Source organism: Pseudomonas sp. Tun-23181 (assembly GCF_057415455.1).
Genome location: NZ_CM171630.1, coordinates 1,258,112 through 1,276,950 on the forward strand (window position 1 = coordinate 1,258,112; position 18,839 = coordinate 1,276,950).

Annotated in this window: 20 protein-coding genes; 13 read left to right on the forward strand and 7 right to left on the reverse strand. The window is 65.2% G+C overall.

What is annotated here, in order from left to right; genetic code table 11:
* The first annotated feature begins 157 nt into the window (after window positions 1–157).
* Complete coding sequence (locus tag ACDI39_RS06270; protein ID WP_486538045.1) at window positions 158–844, forward strand: GNAT family N-acetyltransferase; 687 nt, start codon at window positions 158–160, stop codon at window positions 842–844.
* A 4-nt stretch (window positions 845–848) separates the two neighbouring features.
* Here the strand turns inward: ACDI39_RS06270 and ACDI39_RS06275 are convergent, their stop codons facing one another.
* The 4 genes from ACDI39_RS06275 to ACDI39_RS06290 form a co-directional block, all read right to left on the reverse strand.
* Window positions 849–1,061: a PLD nuclease N-terminal domain-containing protein gene (locus ACDI39_RS06275; RefSeq protein WP_225790809.1), complete on the reverse strand. Its 213-nt coding sequence runs from the start codon at window positions 1,059–1,061 to the stop codon at window positions 849–851.
* A gap of 88 nt (window positions 1,062–1,149) precedes the next feature.
* Window positions 1,150–2,076: a universal stress protein gene (locus tag ACDI39_RS06280; RefSeq protein WP_253081620.1), complete on the reverse strand. Its 927-nt coding sequence runs from the start codon at window positions 2,074–2,076 to the stop codon at window positions 1,150–1,152.
* Window positions 2,077–2,184: 108 nt separating this feature from the next.
* Complete coding sequence (locus ACDI39_RS06285; RefSeq protein WP_486538048.1) at window positions 2,185–2,664, reverse strand: VOC family protein; 480 nt, start codon at window positions 2,662–2,664, stop codon at window positions 2,185–2,187.
* Between the two features lie 93 nt (window positions 2,665–2,757).
* Window positions 2,758–4,161 (reverse strand): purine-cytosine permease family protein, encoded by a 1,404-nt coding sequence (locus tag ACDI39_RS06290; protein ID WP_225790812.1) that lies wholly within the window; start codon window positions 4,159–4,161, stop codon window positions 2,758–2,760.
* A 316-nt stretch (window positions 4,162–4,477) separates the two neighbouring features.
* Between ACDI39_RS06290 and ACDI39_RS06295 the strand changes: the two genes are divergently transcribed.
* The 10 genes from ACDI39_RS06295 to ACDI39_RS06340 all read left to right on the forward strand — a co-directional run bounded on the left by ACDI39_RS06295 (window position 4,478) and on the right by ACDI39_RS06340 (window position 14,190).
* Entirely contained in the window at window positions 4,478–4,963 is a 486-nt protein-coding gene (locus ACDI39_RS06295) for a flavin reductase family protein (RefSeq protein ID WP_225790813.1), read from the forward strand.
* Window positions 4,964–5,052: 89 nt separating this feature from the next.
* On the forward strand, window positions 5,053–6,096 hold the full coding sequence (locus ACDI39_RS06300) for an LLM class flavin-dependent oxidoreductase (protein ID WP_368816594.1): 1,044 nt from the start codon (window positions 5,053–5,055) through the stop codon (window positions 6,094–6,096).
* A 283-nt stretch (window positions 6,097–6,379) separates the two neighbouring features.
* A complete protein-coding gene (locus ACDI39_RS06305) occupies window positions 6,380–6,976 on the forward strand; it encodes an amino acid synthesis family protein (protein WP_225790815.1) in 597 nt (198 codons plus the stop codon).
* A gap of 70 nt (window positions 6,977–7,046) precedes the next feature.
* Window positions 7,047–7,880, forward strand: a complete 834-nt coding sequence (locus ACDI39_RS06310; RefSeq protein ID WP_225790816.1) for an alpha/beta fold hydrolase — start codon at window positions 7,047–7,049, stop codon at window positions 7,878–7,880.
* The gene (locus ACDI39_RS06315) at window positions 7,877–9,358 is read left to right on the forward strand and encodes an aldehyde dehydrogenase (protein ID WP_486538052.1); all 1,482 of its coding nucleotides are present in this window, start codon (window positions 7,877–7,879) and stop codon (window positions 9,356–9,358) included. The genes ACDI39_RS06310 and ACDI39_RS06315 overlap by 4 nt, the downstream gene beginning before the upstream one ends.
* Before the next feature lie 15 nt (window positions 9,359–9,373).
* Window positions 9,374–9,859 carry a flavin reductase family protein gene (locus tag ACDI39_RS06320; protein WP_225790818.1) on the forward strand — a complete coding sequence of 162 codons (486 nt, stop codon included), beginning with the start codon at window positions 9,374–9,376 and terminating at the stop codon, window positions 9,857–9,859.
* Between the two features lie 102 nt (window positions 9,860–9,961).
* Window positions 9,962–10,351 carry a carboxymuconolactone decarboxylase family protein gene (locus ACDI39_RS06325; protein ID WP_225790819.1) on the forward strand — a complete coding sequence of 130 codons (390 nt, stop codon included), beginning with the start codon at window positions 9,962–9,964 and terminating at the stop codon, window positions 10,349–10,351.
* A gap of 90 nt (window positions 10,352–10,441) precedes the next feature.
* The gene (locus tag ACDI39_RS06330) at window positions 10,442–11,194 is read left to right on the forward strand and encodes a GntR family transcriptional regulator (RefSeq protein WP_225790820.1); all 753 of its coding nucleotides are present in this window, start codon (window positions 10,442–10,444) and stop codon (window positions 11,192–11,194) included.
* 2 nt (window positions 11,195–11,196) lie between these two features.
* Entirely contained in the window at window positions 11,197–11,760 is a 564-nt protein-coding gene (locus tag ACDI39_RS06335; RefSeq protein WP_225790821.1) for an NUDIX hydrolase, read from the forward strand.
* A 243-nt stretch (window positions 11,761–12,003) separates the two neighbouring features.
* Window positions 12,004–14,190 carry a GAF domain-containing hybrid sensor histidine kinase/response regulator gene (locus tag ACDI39_RS06340; RefSeq protein ID WP_225790822.1) on the forward strand — a complete coding sequence of 729 codons (2,187 nt, stop codon included), beginning with the start codon at window positions 12,004–12,006 and terminating at the stop codon, window positions 14,188–14,190.
* A 46-nt stretch (window positions 14,191–14,236) separates the two neighbouring features.
* Here the strand turns inward: ACDI39_RS06340 and ACDI39_RS06345 are convergent, their stop codons facing one another.
* On the reverse strand, window positions 14,237–14,707 hold the full coding sequence (locus ACDI39_RS06345; RefSeq protein ID WP_225790823.1) for an RES family NAD+ phosphorylase: 471 nt from the start codon (window positions 14,705–14,707) through the stop codon (window positions 14,237–14,239).
* The gene (parS, locus tag ACDI39_RS06350; RefSeq protein WP_225790824.1) at window positions 14,707–15,240 is read right to left on the reverse strand and encodes a type II RES/Xre toxin-antitoxin system antitoxin; all 534 of its coding nucleotides are present in this window, start codon (window positions 15,238–15,240) and stop codon (window positions 14,707–14,709) included. Before parS ends, ACDI39_RS06345 begins: the two co-directional genes overlap by 1 nt.
* A 239-nt stretch (window positions 15,241–15,479) precedes the next feature.
* Between parS and ACDI39_RS06355 the strand changes: the two genes are divergently transcribed.
* Complete coding sequence (locus ACDI39_RS06355) at window positions 15,480–16,892, forward strand: purine-cytosine permease family protein (protein ID WP_225790825.1); 1,413 nt, start codon at window positions 15,480–15,482, stop codon at window positions 16,890–16,892.
* 180 nt (window positions 16,893–17,072) lie between these two features.
* Window positions 17,073–18,428, forward strand: a complete 1,356-nt coding sequence (locus ACDI39_RS06360; protein ID WP_253081626.1) for an SPFH domain-containing protein — start codon at window positions 17,073–17,075, stop codon at window positions 18,426–18,428.
* Window positions 18,429–18,477: 49 nt separating this feature from the next.
* Here the strand turns inward: ACDI39_RS06360 and ACDI39_RS06365 are convergent, their stop codons facing one another.
* Window positions 18,478–18,771, reverse strand: coding sequence for a DUF1330 domain-containing protein (locus tag ACDI39_RS06365; RefSeq protein WP_225790827.1), 294 nt, complete (start codon window positions 18,769–18,771; stop codon window positions 18,478–18,480).
* Window positions 18,772–18,839: the final 68 nt, after the last annotated feature.

Sequence of the window (18,839 nt, forward strand, 5' to 3'; positions counted from 1 at the left end):
GCTGGAAAGACGAGCTTACCTGAGAGCCGGGGGCGATCGGAACGCTTCGTGCGTTGCGATCGCCGTGGCGGGCTTGCCCCGCGCCGCCCGATGGTTAGACTGTGCACCCCGCCCCACCCGGCGTGGGAAGACCCAACAGATGCCGGAGCCAGCCCCGATGTTCATCCTGAGCCGCCCTGGCGGCGTGCCCCCCGAGTCCTTCCAGAACCAGATCCGCCAACTGGTGATCGACCATGTCGGCGAGCTGAGCAGCGTTGCCATCAGCCCGGACAATCCGCTCTATCCGCTGTACCAGTACGGGGTCGGCCTGGAGGTCCACCAATACCTGCAGGCCATGGACGGCACCCGCGGCCTGGTGGTGGAACTGACCCTGGCCCTGGATGCCGAGGCTCCGCAGCGGCTGCTCGGCTTCGCCCTGTCGCTGCCCGCCCAGGACAACGACCAGGCCTGCACCCTGGCCTTCCTTGCCGTGGCCGCGAGCCATCGCCGCCAGGGGATCGCGCGGGCGCTGCTGGCCGACCTGCAATCACGTTATGCCTGCGTGGAGCTGAACGTCTTCGCCAGCCTGGTGCCCTGGTTCGAGACGATGGGCATGCAGGTGGTAGCCGCCAATGGACCGCAGGTGCTGATGAGCAGCACCGGCCAGGCCAGCGAAGCGCTGGTCGGCCGCCTGGACATCGCACCGATCTATCGCACCCTCGAGGTGCGGCAGATCCATGCCTACCTGCTCAAGCAGCATGGCCAGGCGGCGATGATCGAGGCGGAGCAACAGCGGGATGCACGCCTGGACGCGCTGGGGGAGCAGGCCCAGGACTGCGTCAGGCAGCGCAAGACGGTGCATTGAGTCGTCATTTTTCCTGCAGTACGGCCCTGCCCTTCACCGCCCGTGGCCCCATCCAGGCCCACACGATCAGGCCGGGAATCGGCGCGTAGACCACGAAGACGATCCACAGCATCTTGCGTTCGGCGCGTCGCTCGCTGCCGATGATGTGCCAGATGGCCAGCATCTCCAGCAGGATGACGATGGCGGCGATGATGATCCAGATCGTTCCGATCTCCATGAGCGTTCTCCCGTGAGCATGTAATGCGTTGGGTAGCCACGGGCCGCGAGGGTTCAGTCGGATCCTGCGCCGAGGGTGCCTTGGGTTCTCAACCGTCGGCGGCGTCCGGCGTGATGACCAGCACGCTGCCTGGCAGCTTGTACAACACCCGCTCGACCGTGCTGCCGATGTACTTGGCCAGCCCGCGATGGTGGGTGCGGCCCATCAGCACGATGTCGATGCCATGGTTCTCCACGAACTGCCCCAGGACCTTGGCCGGGTCGCCGGTGATCATGTGGCGGTTCTCCAGGGCGATGCCGTTGCGCTCGGCCAGTTCGTCGAACGCTTCGCGCTGGGCCGTGTACAGCGTCTCGGAGAGGTTGGAGCTGAACAGGAAGGAACGCCGACCACTGTCGTCGGCCTCATCGTACAGCGCCCCCAGGTCATAGGCGTAGAGCAGGTCGAGCTGGGCGCCGCATTGCATGGCCAGCTTCGCCGCCTCGCCGACGATGCGTTCGTTGAAGCCTTCGTACTGCTGCGCCGGGCGCGACAGGTCGACCGCTGCCAGCACCCGCTGCGGCAAGGCATGGCGGCTCTGGCCGACGAAGTGCATGGGCACCTTGCACTCTCGCAGCAACTGGATGTCGAGGGGCGTGAACAAGGCCCGCATCAGGCGGGACTCGTGCTCGATGTCCTTGATCAGCATGGCGAAGGGGTGTTCGCGCAGGTGCACGAGAATCTCCTCCAGCGCATCCTCGACCCAGACCACCTCGGTGGTGACCGTCAGGCCATTGCGGCGCATCGGCGCAGCCTGGCTTTCCAGCCATTGCCGGTGCTGCTCGACATAGCCCTGGCGCAACGCCGCCAGGGCCTGGGGGTTGACCAGCCCGGCGGTGGCCAGGCCCTCCAGGTAGTCGAAGGCGACGATGTGCAGCGCCATGCCCTTGGCCTTGGCCAGGGCCACGGCCCGGTCGTAGGCCGAGGTACGCCGCATCAGCGGGGAGACGACGAGCATCAGGCGTTGTTGATCGGACATGGCACACCTCGCAGGCAAGGGAAGGATGCCCTGATCGTGCCTCTGTACGCGGGGGACCGCTTGACCTGCATCAAAGGTGTCGCTGCACGCCCACCTTCGCTCGCCCTTTCAGCCCTTCAGCGCCGCCTCGATCGCCGCGACATCGATCCGGGTCATGCCCATCATGGCGTCGAATGCCCGTTTGGCCGCGGCCCGGTCGGGGTTGTCGGTGGCCTCGAGCAGGACCCTGGGGGTGATCTGCCATGACACGCCCCATTTGTCCTTGCACCAGCCACAGACGCTCTCCTGGCCGCCGTTGCCGACGATGGCGTCCCACAGGCGGTCGGTCTCGGCCTGGTCTTCGGTGCAGACCTGGAACGAGAACGCTTCGGTATGCTTGAACGCCGTCCCACCGTTGAGCCCTACGCAGGGGATGCCCATGACGCGGAACTCGACGGTGATCACATCGCCCGCCTTGCCCGACGGAAAGTCGCCTGGTGCATGGTGCACCGCCCCCACTGCGCTGTCGGGGAAGGTCTTGGCATAGAAGGTCGCCGCCTCCAGCGCGTCCTTTTCGTACCAGAGACAGAGGGTGTTCTTGCTGGTCATGGTCGTGCTCCGTGGACGGGTTGGAAAGGTTTCAGTCTAGCCCTCACGGTGGGTAGCGCATTGCAAGCCATCGGGAGCGCGATCAGGACAGGCTCACTCGCTCGCCCCGACCACCCCTGCCACCTTCTGCTGCTGGCTCCGGGTCGCCAGGCAGTAGTACAGCGGGCAGGTCACCAGCAACCCGAACAGCCACGACAGGTCCGCTCCTTCGACCAGATTCGAATAAGGCCCCACATACAACGACGTGTTGGCGAACGGCAGTTGCACCAGAATGCCGCAGGCATAGGCGACGATCGCGTGGTGGTTGAAACGCCCATAGATCCCACCATCGGCGCGGAAGATCGAGGCGATGTCGTACTGGCCTTTCTTGATCAGGTAGAAGTCGATCAGGTTGATCGACGCCCAGGGCACCAGCACCAGCAGCAACGCCAGGATCAGGCCGATGAACTGGCCGATGAAGTCCGCCGAGGCGTTCAACGCGACTACCCCGCAGCCGACCAGGATCACCGAGGCCAGGGCGACCCGCACCCTGACGCTCGGTGTCCAGTGGGCGACGAAGGTCTGGATCGCCGTGACGATCGACAGCACCGCGCCATACAGGTTGAGGGCGTTGTGGCTGATGATGTTGAGCAGGAACAGCACCATCAGGATCGGCCCCAGCCAACCGGTGGCCTGCTTCACGGCAGCCATGGCATCAGTGCCCTCAGGTACGCACAGCACCGCCACCGCACCGAAGCTGAAGCACAGGATGGTGCCCAGGGTCGCACCGAAGTAGGTGGCCCAGAATGGCTTGCCGATGCCGATCTCGCGCGGCAGGTAGCGTGAATAGTCGGAGGTGTACGGCGAGAAGCTGATCTGCCAGATGGTGCCCAAAGACACGGTGGCGATGAAGCCGGACAGGTTGAACGCGCCGCGGCTGAAGAAGTCGGCCGGCAGTTGCTGGGCGAACATCATGATGAAGCCGGCCAGCAGCGCCGAGCCCATGACCCAGGTGCCGATGCGGTTGAGGGCATGGATGAAGCGGTAGCCGATCACCCCGATGGCGGTGGCGCTCAGGGCACCGATGACGATGGCCGTGGGCATCGGCACGCTGGGGGCGATGCCGTGGATCGACTTGCCCGCCAGGACGATGTTGGAAATGAAGAAGCCGACGTAGATCAGCGCGGTGAAGAACACGATCAGCAAGGCGCCGTAGCGGCCGAACTGGCCACGGCTCTGGACCATCTGCGGAATGCCCAGCTGCGGTCCCTGCGCAGAGGCCAGGGCGATGACCACGCCACCCAGCAGATGACCCAGCACGATGGCGACCAGGCCCCACAGCAGGTTCAGGTGGAACACCTGGACCACCATGGCCCCCGTGACGATGGGCAGTGGCGCGATGTTGGTACTGAACCAGAGGGTGAACAGGTCGCGCGCCTTCCCATGGCGCTCGGCGGGTGGAACGTAATCGACCGTGTGGTTTTCGACAAACTGGTGTTGCGACGACGGTTGGGACATAGGTTTCAGCTCGAAAGGTCGTTTTTATCTTTGTAAGGAAACCGCTCGAGGCGGCCTCTCAGCTGCGCACCATATTATGGTATTCCAAAACTTTGACAACACTGAGCTGCGCTTTTTCAGTGCATCTGATCTGCCTCGCGCCCGGCCCGGCAGCGCCCGTAGATGGAGCCACGCCAAGGAATACGGGGCCTGTACCGTTCATCGCATGCACCAGGGGAGAAAAAATTCCGCTTGCAAAACAGGTATTACGGTATACCATCAGACACATCAACGATAACAACCACGGACCACCGCAGCCCCTTCCGAGGAACACGCCATGATCGACGCAACCGTCTACAAGAACGTCCTGGGCTCCTTCCCGTCCGGCGTCACGGTCATCACCACCCTGGACGACGACGGCTCGATCGTCGGCCTCACCGCCAGCGCCTTCTCCTCCCTGTCCATGGACCCGCCGCTGGTGCTGTTCTGCCCCAACTACAGCTCCGACTCCTACCCTGTGCTGATCAAGCAGAAGCGCTTCGCCATCCACCTGCTCTCCGGCGAGCAGCAGGCCGAGGCCTATGCCTTCGCCAAGAAGGGCAAGGACAAGGCCGCCGGCATCCAGTGGACCCTGAGCGAACTCGGCAACCCGCTGCTGGCCAACGCCACGGCGATCATCGAGTGCGAGCTGTGGCGCGAATACGAAGGGGGCGATCACGCCATCATGGTCGGCAAGGTGCACAACCTGATCGTCCCTGAAGAGGCGCCGCGGCCGATGGTCTATTGCCGCGGCAAGATGGCCAGCCTGCCGGCCTTCGCCTGAAGTCACCTTATGACGGGTGCCCAGGCATCCGTCGAGACTCCTGACGCCTGTCCCGACAGGCGACACTTTCAAGCTCCGAGGAAAGCCCCATGAAATTTTCGTTGTTCGTGCACATGGAACGTTGGGATGAGCAGGTCAGCCACCGCCAGTTGTTCGAAGACCTGACCGAACTGACCCTGATGGCCGAGCGCGGCGGTTTCAGCACCGTATGGATCGGCGAACACCACGCCATGGAATACACCATCTCGCCCAGCCCGATGCCGCTGCTGGCGTACCTGGCCGCGCGCACCGAGACGATCCGCCTGGGTGCCGGCACCATCATCGCGCCGTTCTGGAACCCGATCCGCGTGGCGGGCGAATGCGCCCTGCTCGACGTGATCAGCAACGGCCGCATGGAAGTGGGCCTGGCCCGTGGCGCCTACCAGTTCGAGTTCGACCGCATGGCGGGCGGCATGCCGGCCACCGACGGCGGCAAGGCCCTGCGTGAGATGGTCCCGGTGGTACGCAAGCTGTGGCAAGGCGACTACGCCCATGAAGGCGAGGTCTACAAGTTCCCGACCTCCACCAGCGTGCCCAAGCCGGTGCAGAAAAGCCTGCCACCGATGTGGATCGCCGCGCGCGACCCGGATTCGCACAACTTTGCGGTGAAGAACGGCTGCAACGTCATGGTCACCCCGCTGATGAAGGGTGACGAGGAAGTCCTGGACCTGAAGAACAAGTTCCAGGCTGCCCTGGACAACAACCCCGACGTGCCGCGCCCGCAACTGATGGTACTGCGCCACACCCACGTGCACAGCCCGTCCGAGCCGGAAGGCTGGAGGGTCGGTGCCGAAGCCATCTCGCGCTTCTACCGCACCTTCGATGCCTGGTTCGGCAACAAGACCACGCCGGTCAACGGCTTCCTGGAGCCCAGCCCGGAGTCGAAGTTCGCCGAGGTGCCGGCGTTCGAGCTGGAGAACATCCGCAAGAACACCATGATCGGCACCCCGGAAGAGATCATCGCGCGCATCAAGTACTACCAGGAACTCGGCGTCGACGAGTTCAGCTTCTGGTGCGACAACAGCCTGCCGCACGCCGAGAAGAAGAAGTCGCTGGAGCTGTTCATCAAGGAAGTGGTGCCGGCGTTCGCCTGACACCCCTCACCAGCAATAGCGCGGGACCAGCCCGCTCCTGGGGCCCCGTGGCTCTCGGGAGCGGGCGTTTTTTTAGCGGCAAGCTGCAAGTAAAAGCGGTACGCGCCGTCCCCCCGAAATCGCAAGTAGCGAGCGCGAAGGTTCAGCCGACGCGCTTCGCTTGCAGCTTGCGACTTGTAGCGTGCAGCCGCCCTAGAGAAATTTTCGTCCCGCCTCTTGCGCTATCGATATTATGGTATACCATCAGACAACAAGACCTGATAACCCTCCACAGGAGCCGCTCATGAGTTTCGAAATCCGCAAGATCGTCACCTACTCCGAAGAGACCCGCATCGAAGGCGGCAAGGCTACCGACAAGCCGGTGACCATGGTCGGCCTGGCCGTGGTGATCAAGAACCCGTGGGCCGGTCGCGGTTTCGTCGAAGACCTCAAGCCCGAAATCCGTGCCAACTGCTCCGAGCTGGGCGCGCTGATGGTCGAGCGCCTGTGCGCGGCGATCGGCGGTGCCGACAAGATCGAAGCCTATGGCAAGGCCGCCGTGGTCGGCGCTGACGGCGAGATCGAGCACGCTTCCGCGGTGATCCATACCCTGCGCTTCGGCAACCACTACCGCGAAGCGGTCCAGGCCAAGAGCTACCTGAGCTTCACCAACAAGCGCGGCGGCCCGGGCACCTCGATCCAGATCCCGATGATGCAGAAGGACGACGAAGGCCTGCGCTCGCACTACATCACCCTGGAGATGCAGATCGAAGACGCCCCCCGCGCCGACGAGATCGTCGTGGTCCTGGGCGCCTCCGATGGCGGCCGCCTGCACCCGCGCATCGGTAACCGCTACATCGACCTGGAAGAACTGGCGGCCGAGAAAGCCAACGCTCAATAACAACAACCAGACGGGCCGGGGCGTTGCGTGCAAGCACTGCCGCCACGCCCGACCTTGAGGAGCGCCCTCCATGATTCAGCCTGTTGCTGAACGTACACCGGCCGGGACCAGTTACCTGAGCCTCGGCCAGGGCCAGCCTGTGGTACTGATCCACGGCGTGGGCCTGAACAAGGAAATGTGGGGCGGGCAGTTCGTCGGCCTGGCCGGCGACTACCGCGTCATCGCCTACGACATGCTCGGCCACGGCCAGAGCCCACGACCCGCTGCCGACACCGACCTGCAAGGCTATGCCGCGCAACTGGCCGAGCTGCTCGACCACCTGCAGATCCCGCAGGCCACGGTGATCGGCTTCTCCATGGGTGGCCTGGTCGCGCGCGCCTTCGCCCTGCACCATCCACAGCGCCTGGCGGCGCTGGTGGTGCTCAACAGCGTGTTCAACCGCAGCCCCGAGCAGAGCGCCGGGGTCATCGCGCGCGCCGCCCAAGCCGCCGAACACGGCCCCGACGCCAATGCCGAAGCGGCCCTGGCACGCTGGTTCAGCCGCGAGTACCAGGCGGCCAACCCGGCGCAGGTCGCGGCCATCCGCCAGACCCTGGCCAGCAACGACCCGCAGGGCTACCTGACCACCTACAAGCTGTTCGCCACCCAGGACATGTACCGCGCCGATGACCTCGGCAGCATCCAGGTGCCGACCCTGATCGCCACCGGCGAGCACGACCTGGGGTCGACCCCGGACATGACCCGCCAGCTGGCCGCGCGCATCCCGGGCGCCCGCAGCGTGGTCCTGGCCGAACAACGGCATATGATGCCGGTGGAAGCGCCGCGTGAAGTCAACAAGATGCTGCTGGACTTCCTCAAGCACGCCCACACCCTCACCGAATCCGCCAAGGGGATTGTTGCATGACCCTCGTTCGTTTCCAGATGTGCATCGACGGCCAATGGCGCGATGCCCAGAGCGGCAAGACCTTCGACAGCCTCGACCCGGCCACCGCCAAGGCCTGGGCGCAACTGCCCGACGCCGATGAAGCCGATGTGGAGCTGGCCGTGCAAGCCGCCCAGCGCGCCTTCGAGAGCAAGGCCTGGCGTGGCCTGACCGCCACCGCGCGGGGCAAGCTGTTGCGCCGCCTGGGCGACCTGATCGCCGAGAACAAGGAACACCTGGCCCAGCTGGAAAGCCGCGACAATGGCAAACTGATCCGCGAGACCCGCGGCCAGGTCGGCTACCTGCCGGAGTTCTTCCACTACACCGCGGGCCTGGCCGACAAGCTCGAGGGCGGCACCCTGCCCCTGGACAAGCCGGACCTGTTCGCCTACACCGTGCACGAGCCGATCGGCGTGGTGGCCGGGATCATCCCCTGGAACAGCCCGCTGTACCTGACCGCGATCAAGCTGGCCCCGGCGCTCGCCGCCGGCAACACCATCGTGCTCAAGCCGTCCGAACACGCCTCGGCGACCATCCTCGAGCTGGCCCGCCTGGCCCTCGAGGCCGGCTTCCCGGCCGGCGTGGTCAATGTGGTCACCGGCTTCGGCCCAAGCACCGGCGCGGCGCTGACCCGCCATCCGCTGGTGCGCAAGATCGCCTTCACCGGTGGCGCCGCCACCGCCCGCAACGTGGTGCGCAGCAGCGCCGAGAACTTCGCCAAGCTGTCGCTGGAGCTGGGCGGCAAGTCGCCGAACATCATCTTCGCCGACGCCGACCTGGACAGCGCCGTCAACGGCGCGGTGGCCGGCATCTATGCCGCCTCCGGGCAGAGCTGCGTGGCCGGCTCGCGCCTGTTGGTGCAGGACGAGATCTTCGACACCTTCGTCGAGCGCCTGGTCGAGCGCGCCAAGCGTATCCGCATCGGCAACCCGCAGGACGACGCCAGCGAAATGGGCCCGATGGCCACCGCCCAGCAACTGGCCGTGGTCGAGGGCCTGGTCGCCGCGGCCCAGGCCGAAGGCGCCAAGCTGCGCCTGGGCGGCAAGCGTGCCGAGGTCGAGGGCGACGGCTGGTTCTACGAGCCGACCCTGTTCGAGTGCGACAGCAACTCGATGAAGATCATGCAGGAAGAAGTGTTCGGCCCGGTGGCGGCAGTGATCCGCTTCAAGACCGAGGATGAGGCGCTGGCCATCGCCAACGACTCGCAGTTCGGCCTGGCTGCCGGCATCTGGACCCGCGACCTGGGCCGCGCCCACCGCCTGGCCCGCGACGTGCGCTCGGGGATCATCTGGGTCAACACCTACCGCGCGGTCTCGGCCATGGCGCCGATCGGCGGTTTCAAGAACAGCGGCTACGGCCGCGAGAGCGGCATCGATTCGGTGCTGGCCTATACCGAGCTGAAGACGGTGTGGATCAACCTGTCCACGGCGCCCATGCCCGACCCGTTCGTGATGCGTTGATCGAGGTAGCACAAGATGATCGAACCCGGCATCTACAAAGACGTGATGGGCTCCTTCCCGTCCGGCGTCACGGTGGTCACCACCCTGGACGCCGACGGCGCCATCGTCGGTATCACCGCCAGCGCCTTCAGCGCGCTGTCGATCGACCCGGCACTGGTGCTGTTCTGCCCCAACTACGCCTCCGACACCTACCCGATCCTGCGCGACAGCAAGCAGTTCGCCATCCATTTGCTGTCCGCCGACCAGACCGCTGAGGCCTACGCCTTCGCCGGTAAAGGCAAGGACAAGGCCAAGGGCATCGACTGGCACTTGAGCGAGCTGGGCAACCCACTGCTGGCCAAGGCCACGGCGATCATCGAGTGCGAGCTGTGGCGCGAGTACGACGGCGGCGACCACGCGATCATCGTCGGCCAGGTGAAGAACCTGATCCTGCCGCAGGAGCCGGTGACACCGATGGTCTACCACAAGGGCAAGCTCGGCGCCCTGCCCTCGCTGGGCTGAGCCGGGGCTGCACAGCAGCCCCATTGTTTCCGGGAGGGCCGCACTGTCCCCCTCACCTTCGGTTGCGGCCCCCCTTTTTTCAACCATGCAGGAACACGGCACATGAGCAACGAGAAGTACGAAAAAGGCCTGGCGATCCGCACCCAGGTGCTGGGCGAGGACTACGTCAACCGCTCGATCCAGAACGCCGACGACTTCACCCAGCCCTTGCAGGAACTGGTCACCGAATACTGCTGGGGCCATGTCTGGGGCCGCGACGGCTTGTCGCTCAAAGAGCGCAGCATGATAAACTTGGCCATGATTTCCGCGCTCAACCGGCCCCACGAGCTCAAGCTGCACATCCGCGGCGCCTTGCGTAATGGCCTGAGCCGTGAACAGATTCGCGAGATCCTGCTCCAGGTCGGCATTTATTGCGGCGTGCCCGCGGCGGTGGACAGCTTCCGCCTGGCCCGCGAAGCGTTCGCAGAAGCCGATGCGGAGCCAACCCGTTAACAGCGGGCTGTTCGAACCCCTGCATGGAGCGCCCCAGGTTCGTGGTGCTCCAGCGGTTGCGGCCGGGCAGCCTCATTCAGAGCGCACTCGATGAAACGCCAGCCCCTCGACGACAGCTTCAAGGTCAACCGCAACCCCGTTACCCTGCGCGAAATCGTGCTCGACAAACTGCGCGGGGCGATCATGAACTTCCACCTGCTGCCCGGCGATCGCCTGGTCGAACGCGACCTCTGCGACCGCCTCGGCGTGAGCCGCACCTCGGTGCGCGAGGCCCTGCGCCACCTGGAGTCCGAAGGCCTGGTGGAGTTCGCCGACGCCAAGGGCCCACGGGTGGCGATCATCACCCTGGAAGACGCCCGCGACATCTACGAGCTGCGCTGCGTGCTCGAAGGCCTGATCGTCCAGCTGTTCACCCTCAACGCCAAGGCCAAGGACATCCGCGCCCTGGAACGCGCCCTGGAAGTGAACCGCGAGGCCCTCGAGGAAGGCGAGTTGCAGCAGGTGCTCGACTCGGTGCAAGGCTTCTACGACGTGCTCCTGGAAGGCTCGGGCAACAAGGTCGCCGCCACCCAGCTGCGCCAGTTGCAAGCGCGCATCAGCTACCTGCGCGCCACCTCGGTGTCCCAGGAGAACCGCCGTGGCGCCAGCAACCGCGAGATGGAGAAGATCGTCGAGGCGATCAAGAGCGGCGACCCACAGGCCGCCCACCAGGCCTCGGTCGACCATGTGCGTGCCGCGGCCAAGGTGGCCCTGGACTACCTGCGCCAGAAGCAGGACGACAACAGCACGGTGCGTGCGATCGTCGAGCCGCTGGTCCTCAAAGACCCTCGCATAGGCCGCTGACCATGCCCAACGCCCCGCGCTATTGCCCGCACTGCACCACGGAACTGGCCCGGGGCGTTCCCAACGGCGACACCCACGAACGCCTGCATTGCACGGGGTGTGGCTACGTCCACTACATCAACCCGAAGATCATCGCCGGCTGCATCATCGAGCGCGACGGCAAGTACCTGTTGTGCCAGCGAGCCATCCCCCCGCGCCCCGGCACCTGGACCCTCCCCGCAGGCTTCATGGAGGCCGGCGAGACCACCGAGCAGGCAGCCCTGCGCGAGGTCTGGGAGGAAAGCGGCGTGCAGGCCGAGATCGTCTCGCCCTACTCCATCTTCAGCGTGCCGAGGATCAGCGAGGTGTACATCATCTTCCGCGCCATCGCCACGCAGGAGACCGGCCAGCACGGCCCCGAAACCCTCGCCTACCGCTTCTTCGGGCCCGACGAGATCCCCTGGGACGAGATCTACTACCCCGCCATCCGGCAGATCCTCGAGCGCTACATCCTCGAGCGCCAGGCCGGGGTATATGGCATCTACATGGGCAACGACGATACCGGCAAGGTGCACTTCATTCGCTGACTCGCCAGTCGTGGTGGCCCCATCGCCGGCAAGCCTGCTCCCCATGGTTCCTGCAAACCGTATCATTTTGGGGTCGACTCACACCTTGTGGGGCTTGCCAGCGATGGTCTGCAAGGCAGCCCCAAAAATGACAAAGCGCCGCTCAACTGACTGGCACTGCGCCACAGCCTGCATAAAATCTCTCGCCAACCGCCGCTTGCGGGTGCACCCTATTGATCCCCATGCAAAGGAGCGGCAGCGCACATGGCGAAATGGCTAGAAGGCGGTGGGCTCATGGCCGAACGCATCCGCCACCACGACTGGGCAGCCACGCCCCTGGGGGCGCTGGACACCTGGCCACATGTGCTGCAGACCTCGGTGGCCCTGTGCCTGACCTCGCGCTTCCCCCAGGCCGTGCTCTGGGGCCAGGAACTGATCACCCTGCACAACGACGCCTTCTCCGAGATCCTCGGTGAAAAACCGTCCGCCCTCGGTCGCCCGTTCAGCGACGTGTGGCAGGAAGCCTGGAGCGAGATCAGCCACATGGCGCAACTGGCCCTGGCCGGCCAAGCCGTGTACATCCAGGACTTTCCCCTGGTCATCGATCGCCGCGGCGGCCCCGAGCAAGCCTATTTCACCTTCTGCTACAGCCCTATCCGCGACCTGGACGGCAAGGTCGTGGGCATGCTCGACACGGTGACCGAAACCACCACCAGCGTGGTGAGCAACCAGCGCCTGCACTTTCTCGACAGCCTGGGCCGGGCTGTGGCCCACGTCACCGACCCTGAGCGGATCATGGCCGTCACCACATGCATGCTCGGCGAGCACCTGCAGCTGTCCAGCTGCGCCTATGCTGTGGTGGACCCCGACGAGGACGGTGTCACCGTCTGCGGCGACTGGGTGGCGCCAGGCCAGCCGCGCCTGGTCGGCCGGTATCGCATCTCCGACTTCGGCGAACAGGTGGTCAACCGCCTGCGCGCCGGCCAGGCCCTGGTGATCGACGACACCTTTCGGCAGTTGCCCGCCGCGGATGCGGCGGCGTTCAAGGCCCTGGATATCACCGCCAGCATCTGCATGCCCTTGATCAAGGACGGCCGCCTGACCGCCTTGATGTCCATTCACGACAAGCTCGCGCGCACCTGGACCCACTACGAGCGATCCTTGATCGGGCAGGTTACCGAACGCTGCTGGGCCCATATCCAGCGGGCCCAGGCCCATGCCAAGATGCGCGAGGCGGCAGCGGCACTGGAAGCGCTCAACGCCACCCTGGAGCAACGGGTACAGGAGCGCACCCTGCAGTTGCTGCACACCGAGGCGGTGCTGCGCCAGGCCCAGAAACTCGAAGCCATCGGCCAGCTGACCGGTGGCGTGGCCCACGACTTCAACAACCTGCTGACCATCATCCGCTCGTCCCTGCACTTCCTGCAGCGCCCAGACCTCGACGAAACACGCCGCCAGCGCTACCTCAGGACCATGGCCGAAACGGTCGATCGTGGCGCCAAGCTGACCGGCCAACTGCTGGCCTTCGCCCGCCGCCAGACCCTCAGCCCCCAGGTGTTCGAGGCCGGCCCCCGGCTGGAAGCCATGAGCGAGATGCTCGCCACCGCCACCGGCGCGCGGATCAAGGTGATCCTCGAACTGCCCGACGCGCCCTGCCATATCCGCGCCGACCTCGCCCAACTGGAAACCGCGATCATCAACCTGATGATCAACGGCCGCGACGCCATGGCCGGCGAAGGCACTTTGCGCCTGCGCCTGTCGCCGGACCAAGCCATGCCCAGCCTGCATGGGCAACCTGCACAACCCGGGCCGTTCGCGGCCATCTCGGTGATCGACAGCGGTGTCGGCATCGCTCCGGAGCTGCTCGAGCGCATCTTCGATCCATTCTTCACCACCAAGGCCGCAGGCCAGGGCACAGGCCTTGGGTTGTCGCAAGTCTTCGGCTTCGTCAAGCAATCCGGCGGCGACATACAGGTCGCCAGCGTGCCGGGCCAGGGCACCACCTTCACCCTCTACCTGCCGCAGGTGACGCAACTCCAGGACGAACACACCACCCCCGAAACCTGCGTCACGCTCCATGGCAACGACGGCCGGCGGCGCATCCTGGTGGTGGAGGACAACCCGGATGTCGGCAGTTTCACCGCGCAGATCCTCAAGGACCATGGCTACCAGATCAGTTGGGCGACCTCGGCCGAGGACGCCCTGGAGCAGTTGAACGGTACGCAGGGCAGCTTCGATGCGGTGTTTTCCGATGTGGTGATGCCGGGCATGGGCGGCCTGGCACTGGCCCGGGAGCTGCGACAGCGCCACCCGCATTTGCCGGTGATCCTCACCTCCGGCTACAGCGACGCCATCGCCGAAGACGGCCACCAGGGGTTCGACTTCCTCGCCAAGCCCTACTCCGCCGAGCAGGTGTGCCAACTGCTCGGCAAGGTGCTCGGCGCCTCCTGAACGATACGGCGCCCCGGTAAAGCTGCTCCCGTAGGCATTACGCGGCTCATCTGCTGCGCACCTTGAACATCCGCTCGTCATAGACGAAGTCGAACACCTCCCGCACCCGGACCTCGCCGATCGCCGGGTGCAGCGGGTTGACCACCAGGTTGCGCTCCAGTTGCAGCACCACCGAGGGCACGATCAGGCCCAGGTGACTGCGCGCCTGGAGCCAGCGGGTGCCATAGGCCATGCTCGGGCTATCGGCCGGCAGCGCATCCCAGCCCGCGGGCAGCTCGGCAGGCCCGGGCTCGAGATAGAGGGCGGGATCGTCGGGCAACTCGAAGCAGGTGATCTTGAGTGGAAACTGCGGGCGCCCGGACGCATGGACGAAGGTCTCCAGGCTGCAGATGGCCGGGGTCAGGCCCATGTACAGCGCGGGGACGTCGACGTGGTTCCAGCGCCCTCCCACGATGGCCGCGCCCCGACCGCTGAGGTCGTCCGCCCGCGACGCCTTGGCCACGCGCCAGGCCAGCATCAGGCGACGCCGCCCCACTCCAGGGCATTGAGCACCCGGCGCACCTGCTTGGCGCCGATCCCGGTCTCGCACAGCATGACCGGCGCAGTGCCGCCCAGGGCATCGTTGGGCCGGGACATCCAGGCGATGGCATCGGCCTCGCTCTCGAACACCGCCACCGCCTGGTGGGTGATCTCGGCGATCCGGTCCAGGCGCTCAGAGGCCACCGCATCGAGTGGCTGGTTATCGCGCACGCGGCGCTCGAGCGTGGAAATCGACGCATTGAACAGCTCGGCCAGTTGCTTCTCCGGCAAGCTGAACAGGCGCTTGACCTCCTGGTAGAGCCTGGCGGGCAAGCCGTCGCGGATCTGCACCAGGCGCTCTGCCTCGGTGAGCTGGTCATGGGCCTTGGAGTAGCCCCAGAACACACCGCTGGCCTCGCGGGCTTCGACGGTTGCCTTGCGCCCGCCCTCGATCGCGACATAACGCCCGTCAGCGCCTCGCCTGGCGGGCGCGGAGCGGCGGACACGTGGTTTTTCTGTCGTCTCGGCCATGGATAACCTCATTTGACGGGATATATACATCAAATGAAGGATACACCGTCCGACAGGGCCTTGCACCCGCCCGTTTCCAACCGTTTGCCGGCCTTAGTTTTTTTAACGCTTATGGGTACATATTTACTAATTTATCGATCCTCCCGCACCCCGCATGATCGCGCCAACAAGAACGCGTCGCCCCTTGCCGGCACGCACCCGGGCACGCCCGCGCGCCCCTCCTTGCCTTGGAGTCCGTCATGACCAGTGCAGCCACATCGGCACCCCTCATAGAAAAACACACGATCGGCTACGTGCCCCCGCAGGACCGCCATGGAAAGGTAAGGGATCTGTTCACCCTCTGGTTCGGCGGCAACATCGCGCCTCTACCCATCGTCACCGGCGCGCTGGGCGTGCAGTTGTTCAACCTGAACCTCGTCTGGGGCATCGTCGCCATCCTGGTCGGCCACCTGGTCGGCGGCGTGCTGATGGCGCTGCACTCGGCCCAGGGCCCGCAGATGGGCATCCCGCAGATGATCCAGAGCCGCGCCCAGTTCGGCTCCCTCGGCGCGCTGCTGGTGGTGGTGATCGCCGGGGTGATGTACATCGGCTTCTTCGCCTCCAACATCGTCCTGGCCGGCAAGTCCCTGCATGGGGTGGTCGAGGCCGTGCCGGTGCCGGTGGGCATCGTCATCGGTGCCCTGGGCTCGGGGATCATCGGCATCATCGGCTACCGCTTCATCCACGTGCTCAACCGCATCGGCACTTGGGTGCTGGGCATCGGCATCGTGGTCGGCTTCGGCTACATCTTCAGCCACATCCAGAGCGACGACTTCCTCACCCGCGGTGGCTTCAACATCTCCGGCTGGCTGGCCACGGTGTCCCTGGCGGCCCTCTGGCAGATCGCCTTCGCCCCGTACGTGTCGGACTATTCGCGCTACCTGCCGGCCGACGTGAAGGTGTCGTCGACCTTCTGGACCACCTACCTGGGTTCGGCCCTGGGCTCGAGCCTGTCGTTCGTGTTCGGTGCGGTGGCGGTGCTGGCGATCCCCGCGGGCATGGACACCATGGACGCGGTCAAACTCGCCACCGGTGCCATCGGCCCGCTGATGCTGGTGCTGTTCCTGCTCAGCGTGATCAGCCACAACGCCCTCAACCTGTATGGCGCGGTGCTGTCGATCATCACCCTGGTGCAGACCTTCGCCTACCGCTGGATCCCCACCGCCAAGAGCCGTACGGTGCTGTCGCTGATCGTCCTGGCGGCCTGCTGCGTGGTGGCGGTGTTCGCCTCGGCGGACTTCATCGGCCACTTCGTCGACATGGTCCTGGTGCTGCTGGTGGTGCTGGTACCGTGGACGGCGATCAACCTGATCGACTTCTATGCGATCCACAAGGGCGACTACGACATCCAGTCGATCTTCAAGGTCGATGGCGGTATCTACGGGCGCTACAACCCGCAGGCCCTGATCGCCTATGCCGTGGGTATCGCGGTGCAGATCCCGTTCATGAACACGCCGCTGTACGTAGGCCCGGTGTCCGCGCACATCAACGGTGCCGACCTGTCGTGGCTGGTGGGGCTGGCAGTGACTTCGCCGCTGTACTGGTGGCTGGCGACCCGCGACAGTGCCTATCGTCGTCGGCAGATGAGTGCCAAGCTCGCCGCGGGGGCTTGACGCCGCCGCTACGCAATTCAATCAGTTAGGCGTATTGGGGCTGCTTTGCAGCCCCAATGGCCGCTGAACGTATCGACTGACAGAGCCTTGGGACGCCTCCCACAGAGACAACCGATTCACCTGATGGAAATGAGCCGTGTCCATCGCCAGCATGCCCGCTCCCCCGGATAAGGAGTTCCCATGCATACGAATCCATTGGTTGAATCCGCCGCCTTCCTGCGCAAGCACCGCAAACTCGTCACCAGCATCGCTCTCCCGGCACTCGCCCTTGGCGCCCTCGCAATACTTTTCGACAAGGTGTTCTTCTACAACGAGGCAGGTCAGATGACCCACGTGCGCACCATTTTCGGCGAAGAGAAAGTGGTCGAGGACGTCGGCTATGCGACCAAATGGTTTGGCCGCAGCACCGTCTGGCGCCGTACCATCGGCGTCCAGTCGGCCTTGCAGGTGGACCAGCAGGAGGACACCCCTCGTGGGCAACCTGCGGTGGTCCTGCAGAACCTGCCCATCGTCTTCCTGGGGAATGTCGACGCAAAGGCCGAATTCAGCACCCAGTTTCGCCTGCCCTCGGGGGAAGCGTTCCTGAAGATCGCCCAGGAATACCGGACGCCGGACAATTTCCTCCAGCGGGCATTGCTGCCAGCGGTCAAGGAAACCCTCCAGGCCACGGCCTCGCTGATGAGCGCCGACGACTACTACGCAGGCAACCGCAGCCACTTCGGTGCCGAATTCGAGAACCAGCTGCGCAATGGCCTGTACCTGACCAGCCGCAAGGAAGTGCGCGTCAAACGTGACAACTTCCCGGCACAGACCGCCATTCTCCAGGCCGGCACCGACCAGGGCAGTTTCGGTGACAACTCCTCGACCCGCTTCATCATCGAGAAGAAGCTCGACAAGGATGGTCAGGAGCTGCGCAAGCAACAGCAGTTTCGCCTGTTCGGTGTCGAGGTCGTCGATGCGCGGGTGACGCATATCGACCCCAACCCGCAGTACCAGCAACGGATGGTACGGGTGCAGCAGGCACTGGCGGAGCTGGCGGTGGCCCGGCAGAACCGCCTCAAGGAGGAAGAAGAGAAGGAGCTGGTCTCCGCCCGCGGCGCCAAGGACGTCGAAGCCAAGCGCCAGGAAAGCCTGCGTCAGCAGATCGAACGCACCACCGAAGCCGAAACGGAGAAGCAGCTCACGCTGATCAATGCCGAGCGGGAGCACCGGCGTGCCGAGATCGACAAGCAAACCGCCGAACTGCTGCGCGACAAGGCCAGGGTCAATGCCGAAGCGACCAAGATCACGGCCGACGCCGAGGCCTACGCCCGTGAGGCATCGCTCAAGGCCGACGGCGCCCTGCAAACCAAGCTCGACGCACTGGTGCAGATCAACCGTGCCTGGGCCGATGCCGCAGCTCGGGCCCCGGTGCCAGGCGTAATGATGGGTAGCGCAGAGGGTGGTATCGGGCGTCAGGATGAAATGAACAAACTCATGAGCGTGCTGGCCACCAAAGCGGCCAGGGACCTGGCACTGGACCTCAAGGCGCCCTGAGCCCCACCCAGGTTCCTGTTCGATTGCATCCTGCAGCCTGAGCCTGCGTTCAGGGCGCAGCGCCCTCGACAATGATCACCTCGGCCCTGGCCGCTCCCTGTCGATACTGGCACGCCTCCTGGTACGCCGGCGAGCGATAGCACGCCAGCGCCTGCTCGTACGACTCGAACTCGATCACCACGCTACGCTGGGGAGTAGGCCGCCCTTCCATCGCCACGCTGCGTCCGCCACGGGCCAGGAAGCGGCCACCGAACGCGGCGAAGGCCGCCGGGGCGCGCTGGGTGTATTGCTGGTACTGCTCTGGGTCGGTGACGTCCACATGGGCGATCCAGTAGGCCTTCATCCGTCGCTCTCCTCTACAGGGATATTTGTGTATGATGGTATACCATAAACACCACCCTACCACAGCGA

Bases quoted from the DNA above. Each gene is read 5' to 3' on its own strand.
- ACDI39_RS06270 (WP_486538045.1), top strand. From the start codon at position 158: ATGTTCATCCTGAGCCGCCCTGGCGGCGTGCCCCCCGAGTCCTTCCAG.
- ACDI39_RS06275 (WP_225790809.1), bottom strand. From the start codon at position 1,061: ATGGAGATCGGAACGATCTGGATCATCATCGCCGCCATCGTCATCCTG.
- ACDI39_RS06280 (WP_253081620.1), bottom strand. From the start codon at position 2,076: ATGTCCGATCAACAACGCCTGATGCTCGTCGTCTCCCCGCTGATGCGG.
- ACDI39_RS06285 (WP_486538048.1), bottom strand. From the start codon at position 2,664: ATGACCAGCAAGAACACCCTCTGTCTCTGGTACGAAAAGGACGCGCTG.
- ACDI39_RS06290 (WP_225790812.1), bottom strand. From the start codon at position 4,161: ATGTCCCAACCGTCGTCGCAACACCAGTTTGTCGAAAACCACACGGTC.
- ACDI39_RS06295 (WP_225790813.1), top strand. From the start codon at position 4,478: ATGATCGACGCAACCGTCTACAAGAACGTCCTGGGCTCCTTCCCGTCC.
- ACDI39_RS06300 (WP_368816594.1), top strand. From the start codon at position 5,053: ATGAAATTTTCGTTGTTCGTGCACATGGAACGTTGGGATGAGCAGGTC.
- ACDI39_RS06305 (WP_225790815.1), top strand. From the start codon at position 6,380: ATGAGTTTCGAAATCCGCAAGATCGTCACCTACTCCGAAGAGACCCGC.
- ACDI39_RS06310 (WP_225790816.1), top strand. From the start codon at position 7,047: ATGATTCAGCCTGTTGCTGAACGTACACCGGCCGGGACCAGTTACCTG.
- ACDI39_RS06315 (WP_486538052.1), top strand. From the start codon at position 7,877: ATGACCCTCGTTCGTTTCCAGATGTGCATCGACGGCCAATGGCGCGAT.
- ACDI39_RS06320 (WP_225790818.1), top strand. From the start codon at position 9,374: ATGATCGAACCCGGCATCTACAAAGACGTGATGGGCTCCTTCCCGTCC.
- ACDI39_RS06325 (WP_225790819.1), top strand. From the start codon at position 9,962: ATGAGCAACGAGAAGTACGAAAAAGGCCTGGCGATCCGCACCCAGGTG.
- ACDI39_RS06330 (WP_225790820.1), top strand. From the start codon at position 10,442: ATGAAACGCCAGCCCCTCGACGACAGCTTCAAGGTCAACCGCAACCCC.
- ACDI39_RS06335 (WP_225790821.1), top strand. From the start codon at position 11,197: ATGCCCAACGCCCCGCGCTATTGCCCGCACTGCACCACGGAACTGGCC.
- ACDI39_RS06340 (WP_225790822.1), top strand. From the start codon at position 12,004: ATGGCGAAATGGCTAGAAGGCGGTGGGCTCATGGCCGAACGCATCCGC.
- ACDI39_RS06345 (WP_225790823.1), bottom strand. From the start codon at position 14,707: ATGCTGGCCTGGCGCGTGGCCAAGGCGTCGCGGGCGGACGACCTCAGC.
- parS (WP_225790824.1), bottom strand. From the start codon at position 15,240: ATGGCCGAGACGACAGAAAAACCACGTGTCCGCCGCTCCGCGCCCGCC.
- ACDI39_RS06355 (WP_225790825.1), top strand. From the start codon at position 15,480: ATGACCAGTGCAGCCACATCGGCACCCCTCATAGAAAAACACACGATC.
- ACDI39_RS06360 (WP_253081626.1), top strand. From the start codon at position 17,073: ATGCATACGAATCCATTGGTTGAATCCGCCGCCTTCCTGCGCAAGCAC.
- ACDI39_RS06365 (WP_225790827.1), bottom strand. From the start codon at position 18,771: ATGAAGGCCTACTGGATCGCCCATGTGGACGTCACCGACCCAGAGCAG.